Genomic DNA, 8,467 nt, shown 5'->3' on the forward strand with positions numbered 1-8,467 from the left:
CGCAGCCGGTGACCTTGAGCTTGGTCGAGAGCTCGCGCATGGCGAATGTCTCGGGCTCGCCCACGAGGGTCTTCGCCAGCACCCTGGCCTGGTCGTAGAGCGGCGCCACGAGGCCGAAGAGGTTGCCGTTGTATTCCACGCATTCGCCGACGGCGAAGACGTCCGGGGTCTCGGTGCGCATCTGCGCATCGACCTTGATGGCGCGGCCACAGGGGATGCCGCTGTCCTGCGCCAGCGTCACGGCGGGGCGGATGCCCACCGCCATCACCACGATGTCGCAGGGCAGCTCGGTGCCGTCGGCAAGGGTCACTTGCTCGGCGCGGCCGTTGCCGATGATCTCCCTGGTCGAGGCCTCGAGCAGCACGGTGATGCCGCGCTTCTCGAGATCCTTCTTCAGAAGGTAGCCCGCCGCCGGATCGAGCTGGCGCTCCATCAGATGCGAGGCGATGTGCAGTACGGTCACCTCCATGCCGCGCAGGCGCAGCGCCGCCGCGGCCTCGAGCCCGAGCAGGCCGCCGCCGATGACGACCGCCTTCGAGCCCGGCTTGCCCGCGGCCTCGACCATGGCGGTGGTGTCCTCGAGGTCGCGGAAGGCGACCACGCCGGGCAGGTCATGGCCCGGGCAGGGGATGATGAAGGCCGACGAGCCGGTGCCGAAGACCAGCTTGTCGTAGGCGACCTCGCCCTTCTCGCCCACCACGACCTTGCGCGAGGGATCGACGCTCAGGACCTTCTCGCCGAAGCGGCAGGTGACCTTGTTGGCGGCGTACCAGGCGTCGTCGTGGGTGACGATCTCGGCGTAGCTCTTTTCGCCCGAGAGCACCGGCGACAGCATGATGCGGTTGTAGTTGCCGCGCGGTTCGGCGTTGAAGACGGTGATCTCGAAGGCGTCGGGCGCGGCGTCGAGGAGATGCTCCAGCATCCGCCCCGAGGCCATGCCCGCTCCGATGACGACGAGTTTCTGCATTGCTGCGGCTCCTCTCAGACGTACCAGGCGACGATGTGCGCGATGGCGCCGTCGTCGTAGATGGGCAGGGCGACCATGGCGTCGTAGCCCTCGGTCAGCTTGGGTGAGCCGGCGAAGATCTCGGGCAGGCCCGAGGCCAGCACGCGGCCGACGTTGCCCTGATTGGCGGCGATGCGGCGCGGCGGCTCCTGCGTGTCGTCGGTCCAGAGCGCGCCCTCGCGCTCGCAGATTCCGTCGACGAGGATCGCGGCCTTATCCTTGCCGACCTTCACGGGCCGGGCGTCCCAGATCTCGAACCGGCGGGCGATGGGGGTGCCGCGCGCCGAAAGCAGCGTCAGCACGAATGTCTTGTCGCCGGGCACCGGGATCGGCAGGCCGAGGCCTGTGGTCAGCCCGGCCTTGCCGGCGCTGTCGGCGCGGATGAAGCGGTAGCCCGAGCCGAGGTCGCGGAACAGCATCGGCGTCTCGGCCGACCACACGCCGCCGGGCAGGCCCTGGCCGCGCGGGAAATGCGTGTGCTGTGACACCCATTCGAAATGCTTGGCGGCGCCGTAGTAGCCGTCGTCAAGCATCAGGAGCCCGTCGGCCTCGTGCCAGACCTCGATGGCGCCGGTGCGGTTCGCGTCATCGCCGCAGAGCACCACCAGCACCGCCCTGAGCGTGTCGCCGTCGAACACCGGCACCGCCACGGCCGAGGTCAGCCCGGCCTCGGCCGCGGCCTCGATGCGCTTGAAATACGAGCCATCGAAGCCCTTGAGCACCACCGGGCGCTCTTCGGCCCAGGCCTTGCCGGGCAGGCCCTCGCCCTTGCCGAAGCTGATGGCGCGGGTGGCCTCCTCGAAGGCGGCGAGCCCGCCGTAAGGGCCCGTGGCGAGAACCAGCCGGTCCCCCTCGGGTATCCAGTATTCGGTGACCTGGATGAAGGTCTTCACAGGTGCGTCGAGAACGGTGTCCACGAATCTGCCCCCTTGTCATAGAGGTTGCGTTGGGTCGCGCCCCGGCGCGTGGTCCGGGGCACCTGCCTTTCAGGCGGCCTTCTTCTTCTCGGCTTTCGCGTCGGTCTTGCCGTGCTTGCCGTGCTCGTATTCCTCGAGGAAATTCAGCACCTGCTCGCGGTAGAGGTAGTAGTCCGGGTGCTCGAGCAGCGCCTTGCGGGTGCGCGGGCGGGGCAGGTAGACATCGACGATCTTGCCGATGGTGGCCTGCGGGCCGTTGGTCATCATCACCACGCGGTCGGCGAGCAGGATGGCCTCGTCCACGTCATGGGTGACGCAGATCGCGGTGACCTTGGTGCGCGACCAGACCTCCATCAGCACCTCCTGAAGCTCCCAGCGGGTGAGGCTGTCGAGCATGCCGAAGGGCTCGTCGAGCAGCAGCAGCTTCGGCGAGAGGGCGAAGGCCCGGGCGATGCCCACGCGCTGCTTCATGCCGTTCGACATGTCGGCGGCGCCGCGGTCCATGGCATCGGCGAGACCGACGCGCTCGAGGTAGTACTCGACCACCTCCTGGCGCTCGGCCTGGCTGGCGCGGGGGTAGACCTTGTCGACACCGATGGCGCAGTTCTCGCGGGCAGTGAGCCACGGGAAGAGGTTCGGCGACTGGAACACCACGGCGCGCTCGGGATCGGCGCCCTCGACGTGGCGGCCGTCGAGACGGATGCCGCCCCTGGAGATGCTGTTGAGGCCCGCGGCCATGGTCAGCACCGTGGACTTGCCGCAGCCCGAGTGGCCGATCAGCGAGATGAACTCGCCCTTGTTGACCTTGAGGTTGAAATCCTCGACCACGGTCAGCGGCCCCTTGGGGGTGGGGTAGATCTTGTGCAGCTGCGAGAAGTCCAGGAAGCGCTCCTCGATCATGCCTTCCTGCGCCTGTGCCACCGCCGCGGGAATGTCCGAGGCCGCGCCGTGGATCGGGGTGACGTCGGGCAGGTTGCGCGAGCCCTCGGTCTTGGCGCTGATGCCCACGTCCATGAGGTAGGTCGTGACCTCGGCGCGCAGGCGCTTGAAGGTTTCGTCGTGGTTCATCTCGCCCCGGTCGCGCGGGCGCGGGATGGTGACCGGGAACTCGGACCCCAGCGTGCCGTCCGGGTTCAGCGCGATGATGCGGTCGGCCAGCATGATCGCCTCGTCCACGTCGTTGGTGATCAGCACGCAGGTCTTCTTGTCCTGCTCCCAGATGTGCTCGATCTCGTCGGCGAGGTTGGCGCGGGTCAGCGCGTCCAGCGCCGAGAGCGGCTCGTCGAGCAGCAGCACCTCGGGGCTCATGGCGAGCGCCCGCGCCACGTTGACGCGCTGGCGCATGCCGCCCGAAAGCTCGGCCGGGCGGCGCGTGGTGGCGTGGGAGAGGCCGACCATCTTCACGTACCTGGCGACGGTGGCGTCCTTCTCGGCCTTGGGCATCTTCGGGAAGACGCTGTCGAGCGCGAGCCGGACGTTGCCGTTCACCGTGAGCCAGGGCATCAGCGAGTAGTTCTGGAAGATCACGCCGCGCTCGGGGCCGGGGCCGTCGATCGCGGCGCCCTTGAAGGTGACCTTGCCCTTCGTGGGTTTCTCGAGCCCCGCCATCAGGTTGATGAGGGTGGTCTTGCCGGTGCCGGAGAAGCCAAGGAGCACGAGGAACTCGCCCTCCTTCACCTCGAGGTCGATGTCCCTGAGGACGTCGGTCCTGCGGGCGCCTTCGCCGAAGCTCTTCGAGACGTTGTCGAACTTGAGAATGCTCATTGAGGGATCCTTTCGCGTTATCGCTTCGCTGCCTGAGCGCTTGCTTGCTTGCGCTATCGCTTCGCTGCCTGAGCGCCGATGGTCTCCGGACGGGCCCGGTTCAGCGGTTGTTCGAGAAGGTGAAAAGCGATTGCAGGGCGAACATCACGCGATCGAGCAGGAAGCCGATGATGCCGATGGTGAAGACCGCGACCATGATCTTGGCCAGCGACGAGGAAGAGCCGTTCTGGAACTCGTCCCACACGAACTTGCCGAGGCCGGGGTTCTGGGCGAGCATCTCGGCGGCGATCAGCACCATCCAGCCGACACCGAGCGACAGGCGCAGGCCGGTGAAGATGAGCGGCAGGGCCGAGGGCAGGACCAGCTTGGTGATCTTGGTCCAGGTGTTCATCTTGAGCACCTTCGAGACGTTGACGAGGTCCTTGTCGATCGAGGCCACGCCGAGCGCGGTGTTGATCAGCGTCGGCCACAGCGAACACAGCGTCACGGTGATCGCCGAGATCAGGAAGGACTTGGAGAAGAGCCCGTCGTTGGTGGCCACCGCGGCGGAGATGATCATCGTCACGATTGGCAGCCACGCCAGCGGCGAGACCGGCTTGAAGATCTGCACCAGCGGATTGATGGCCGAGTTGGCGTAGGGCGAGAGGCCGGCAAGGATGCCCAGCGGGATGGCGACGCAGGAGCCGATCAGGAAGCCGAAGAACACGGTCTTGATCGAGGTCCAGATCTGCTCGTAGTAGCTTGGCGCGCCAGTGTAGGCGACGTCCTTGACCTGGTCTTCCTTGCCCGCGGCGATGAGCTTCTCGTTGCGCGCCGCGACCATGGTCTCGAACTTCTCCCTCTTCGCGGCCTTGGCCTCGGCGTCCTGGTGCAGGAGCACGGCCTCGTGCCAGACCTCTGCCGGGCCGGGGACGGCGCCGAGCGAGGTCTGCACTTTGGGCGCCAGCGTGCCCCAGAGCAGCAGGAAGGCCACGATGGCGACCAGCGGCACGCCCAGCAGCAGCCAGATGTCCTTCATCTGGGCGCGGGGATTGTCGCCGGCGGCGGCTTTCAGGATCGGGGTGATCCAGGCGAGGCCGAGGACGCGGAACCATGCGTCGGCCTTGTTGATGCGGGTGAAGAGGCGCGCCCGGCGGGCCTCGCGCGCGGCGTCACGGGCGTAATCGGGATCGACGGTGGTCATCGGAGGGTCCTCGGGGTTGGATGGATCGGGACGGGGGCGGGCGCTCGCGCCCGTCGGGCGCATCGCGCCGCCCACCGTCCCGTGGTCTGTCGTCTCGGGGAGGTGGGACTCGGGGAAGTGGGGCTCGGGGAAGGGGCGGCAGGCACACCCGAAGGTGCATCTGCCATCTGTCCTGGAGCGCCCCCAGGCTGCGCCCGTCAGGGCACAGCCTGGAAGCAACATCAGCCCTGGATCTCGTTGCCGATGACCTTCTGCTCACCTTTCAGGCCGATCGGCAGGCTCTCGAGGTAGGCGTTAGGCTGCTTGCCGTCGTAGGGGATGCCGTCGATGACGTCCTCGGCCGGGGTCGCGTCCTTGTAGCCGTCGCTGTCCCAGGGGAAGTCGGCCTCGTCGGCGAGCCCCTCGTCGACCAGCGCGCGGGCGGCCTCGAGGTAGATCTCGGGCTTGTAGACCGACCTGGCGATCTCGTCGTACCACGCGTCCGGCTTGGCCTCGGGGATCTGGCCCCAGCGGCGCATCTGGGTGAGGTACCACACCGCGTCCGAGTAGAACGGGTAGGTGGCGTTGTAGCGGAAGAACACGTTGAAGTCGGGAACCTCGCGCTTGTCGCCCTTCTCGTACTCGAAGGTGCCGGTCATCGAGTTGGCGATCACCTCGGCGTCGGCGCCCACGTATTCCGGCTGCGACAGCATCTGCACCGCTTCCATGCGGTTGGCATTGTCGTTCTCGTCCAGCCACATGGCGGCACGGATCAGCGCCTTGACGACGGCCTTGGTGGTGTTCGGGTTCTCTTCAGCGAACTCGGCGGTGATGCCGAAGACCTTCTCGGGGTTGTTCTTCCACAGCTCGTAGTCGGTGATCACCGGAACGCCGATGCCCTTGAACACGGCCGCCTGGTTCCACGGCTCCCCCACGCAGTAGCCGTAGATGGTGCCGGCCTCGAGGGTGGCGGGCATCTGCGGCGGCGGGGTCACCGAGAGCAGCACCTCGGCGCCGATCTGGCCGGTGACGTTCTCGGGCGAGTAGTAGCCGGGCTCGAGCCCGCCGGCGGCGAGCCAGTAGCGCAGCTCGTAGTTGTGGGTCGAGACCGGGAACACCATTCCCATGTTGAAGGGCTTGCCCTCGGAGCGGTACTTCTCGACCACCGGCGCCAGCGCGGAGGCGCTGATCGGATGCTGCGGCAGGCCGTCGGCGTTGGTCGGGATGTTGGGCTTCATTTCTTCCCAGACGGCGTTCGACACGGTGATGCCGTTGCCGTTCAGGTCCATCGAGAAGGGGGTGATGATATGCGCCTCGGTGCCGTAGCCGATGGTCGCCGCGAGCGGCTGGCCGGCCAGCATGTGCGCGCCGTCGAGCTGGCCGCCGATCACGCCGTCGAGCAGCACCTTCCAGTTGGCCTGCGCCTCGAGCGTCACGAAGAGGCCTTCGTCGAGGAAGTAGCCCTGCTCGTAGGCCACCGCGAGGGGCGCCATGTCGGTGAGCTTGATGAAGCCGAAGGTCAGCTCGTCCTTTTCGAGGTCCTGCGCGAAAAGCGGCGAGGACAGTGCCGTGGTGGCGGTAAGTGCGAGGAGAAGGTTCTTCATTCGTCCGTTCCGTCCCTGGGTGCTGGTCCGGATGTTGCGTCCCGGACCGAAAAAACAAAAAAGCCGCCGACTGGCCGCGACGGAGGAAGGTCGCGGCAGTCGAGCGGCTTTGCTCGGATATCCCAAACGCTGGGAGAATTTCGGGAAGCAGGCGCCATTGCATGCTTCGTGAAGCTTCTATGCGGGTGAATCGGCGCGCCGGGCAAATGAAAACGCACGAAAGACGTATCTTTTACCGGGCGGTAAAACGGTTCATGCTGCAGATGCACAAAAAAGTCGCGTCAGTTCCGCGAGGGTTCGAAAATGCGGCCGTCGAAGAACGAATCCGGCCCGAGGAAGAGCCGTCCCCCGACCGAGGCCACGGCGGTCTCTTCGCTCAGCGCGCCCTCAATCTTCGAGGAGGCGCCGGGCAGGTCGGCGCGGGTCGGGCTCAGCGCCTCGCGGTAGAGATCGCTGCGGAACACCCCGCGCGCGGCGCGCGCGGCGGTGGTGCGGTCGAGCCCGGTGCGGGCGGCGAGCTGCATGCCGATCCACTCCGCCTGGCTGCGCCACGGGAAGTTCGCGGCGCCGCGGTGGAACTCGACGAAGCCCTCGACCGAGCGTTCCTCGCCCTGCGGCGAGATCACCATGCGCCCGGTGAGCGCCCGGTCGAGGATCTCGGGCGGCAGGTCGAGGTATTCCTTGCGGCTCAGCAGCTCGGCCGCGAGCGTCGGCGCGCCGGGTTCGGCCAGCCAGCGGCCGGCGCGCCAGGTCGCGCGGATCAGCCGGCCCAGCAGGTCGGGCTCGGCCGCGGCCCAGTCGCTGCGGACCGCCAGCACCTTTTCGGGGGCGAATTTCCAGATCGCGTTGCCCGGCAGCAGCAGCGTGCCGACGCCGTTCTCGACCGCCATGCTCCCCCATGGCTCGCCGACGCAGAAGGCGTCGATCTCGCCGGCCTTGAGCGCGTCGGCCATCAGCGAGGGTGGCACGGTGCGGATATCGACGCTCTGCGGGGCGGGGAGCCCCAGCGCCGAGAGCCAGTAGTAGAGCAGCTCGGCGTGCATCGAGAAGGGGAAGGGCACGCCCAGCCGCAGCGGCTGGTCGCAGACCGCGATCAGCGCCTCGCCGGCGGCGCGGGCGTCGCGGAAGCCGAAGTCGTGGCCATGCGCGCGCAGCTTGGCGGCAAGCGCGTTGCTGACGCCGATGCAGTTGCCGTTGACCGACAGCACCGAGACCGCCGAGAGCGCCGTGCCGGTGCCGCCGAGCCCGAGGGCCGCGGCCACGGGCACGGGCGAGAGCATGTGCGCGGCCTCGACCCGGCCAAAGGTCAGCAGATCGCGGACCGAGGACCACGACGGCGCGCGCCGCAGGTCGAGCGCGATGCTCTCCTCGGCGGCGAAGCCCATCTCGTGCGCCACGATGAGCGGCGCGGCATCGACCAGCGGCAGGAAGCCGACAGAGAGCTGCGCCGCGATCATCCCAGCAGTCCCGCCGCGGTGACCAGCGCCGCCGCGACCTCGGCCACCCGGCGGCCTTGGTCCATGGCGGTCTTGCGCAGAAGCGCGTAGGCCTCGTCTTCGTTGATGCCGCGGGCCTTCATCAGCATGCCCTTGGCGCGGTCGATCATCTTGCGCTCTTCCAGCGCCCGCTTGGTTTCGGCAAGCTCGGTGCGCATGCGCTGGAACATGCGGAAGCGGGCGATGGCCGCGTCCATGATCGGCTTCACCCGCTGCGGTTTCATGCCGTCGACGATATAGGCCGAGACCCCGGCCTCGATGGCGGCCTCGGTGAGGCCGGCGCCGTCGCGGTCGACGAACATGGCGACCGGCCGGTCGTGCGGACCCGAGGCCAGCGCCAGCTCTTCGAGCATGTCGCGCGAGGGGCTCTCGATGTCGATGAGCACCACGTCGGGGTTCAGCGCCTGGATGCGGCGCGCAAGCCCGGTGGGTTCTGAGATCACGTGAATGTCGTAGTTTCCGGCGTCGCGGAGGCTGTCGACGATCAGCAGCGCGCGGTCGCGGTCAGGTTCGACGAC

General features: G+C 67.9%; 7 protein-coding genes. All 7 read right to left on the reverse strand.

Annotated elements, in window-relative coordinates:
- Positions 1–967 (reverse strand): NAD(P)/FAD-dependent oxidoreductase (locus tag HC022_RS13715; protein WP_167452815.1); only part of this gene is annotated, 967 nt, incomplete at its 3' end.
- A 14-nt stretch (positions 968–981) separates the two neighbouring features.
- Positions 982–1,923: a GAF domain-containing protein gene (locus HC022_RS13720; protein WP_167452816.1), complete on the reverse strand. Its 942-nt coding sequence runs from the start codon at positions 1,921–1,923 to the stop codon at positions 982–984.
- Positions 1,924–1,992: 69 nt separating this feature from the next.
- Positions 1,993–3,687, reverse strand: coding sequence for an ABC transporter ATP-binding protein (locus HC022_RS13725; RefSeq protein WP_167452817.1), 1,695 nt, complete (start codon positions 3,685–3,687; stop codon positions 1,993–1,995).
- 100 nt (positions 3,688–3,787) lie between these two features.
- Positions 3,788–4,870: an ABC transporter permease gene (locus HC022_RS13730; protein ID WP_167452818.1), complete on the reverse strand. Its 1,083-nt coding sequence runs from the start codon at positions 4,868–4,870 to the stop codon at positions 3,788–3,790.
- 221 nt (positions 4,871–5,091) lie between these two features.
- The gene (locus HC022_RS13735; RefSeq protein ID WP_167452819.1) at positions 5,092–6,453 is read right to left on the reverse strand and encodes a CmpA/NrtA family ABC transporter substrate-binding protein; all 1,362 of its coding nucleotides are present in this window, start codon (positions 6,451–6,453) and stop codon (positions 5,092–5,094) included.
- 281 nt (positions 6,454–6,734) lie between these two features.
- Positions 6,735–7,910 (reverse strand): CmpA/NrtA family ABC transporter substrate-binding protein, encoded by a 1,176-nt coding sequence (locus tag HC022_RS13740; protein ID WP_167452820.1) that lies wholly within the window; start codon positions 7,908–7,910, stop codon positions 6,735–6,737.
- Positions 7,907–8,467 (reverse strand): ANTAR domain-containing response regulator (locus tag HC022_RS13745; protein WP_167452821.1); only part of this gene is annotated, 561 nt, incomplete at its 5' end. The genes HC022_RS13740 and HC022_RS13745, both read right to left, overlap by 4 nt.

The sequence above is a fragment of the Salipiger sp. HF18 genome, assembly GCF_011806505.1.
GTDB lineage: Bacteria > Pseudomonadota > Alphaproteobacteria > Rhodobacterales > Rhodobacteraceae > Salipiger > Salipiger thiooxidans.

Bases quoted from the DNA above. Each gene is read 5' to 3' on its own strand.
- HC022_RS13735 (WP_167452819.1), bottom strand. From the start codon at position 6,453: ATGAAGAACCTTCTCCTCGCACTTACCGCCACCACGGCACTGTCCTCG.
- HC022_RS13740 (WP_167452820.1), bottom strand. From the start codon at position 7,910: ATGATCGCGGCGCAGCTCTCTGTCGGCTTCCTGCCGCTGGTCGATGCC.
- HC022_RS13730 (WP_167452818.1), bottom strand. From the start codon at position 4,870: ATGACCACCGTCGATCCCGATTACGCCCGTGACGCCGCGCGCGAGGCC.
- HC022_RS13725 (WP_167452817.1), bottom strand. From the start codon at position 3,687: ATGAGCATTCTCAAGTTCGACAACGTCTCGAAGAGCTTCGGCGAAGGC.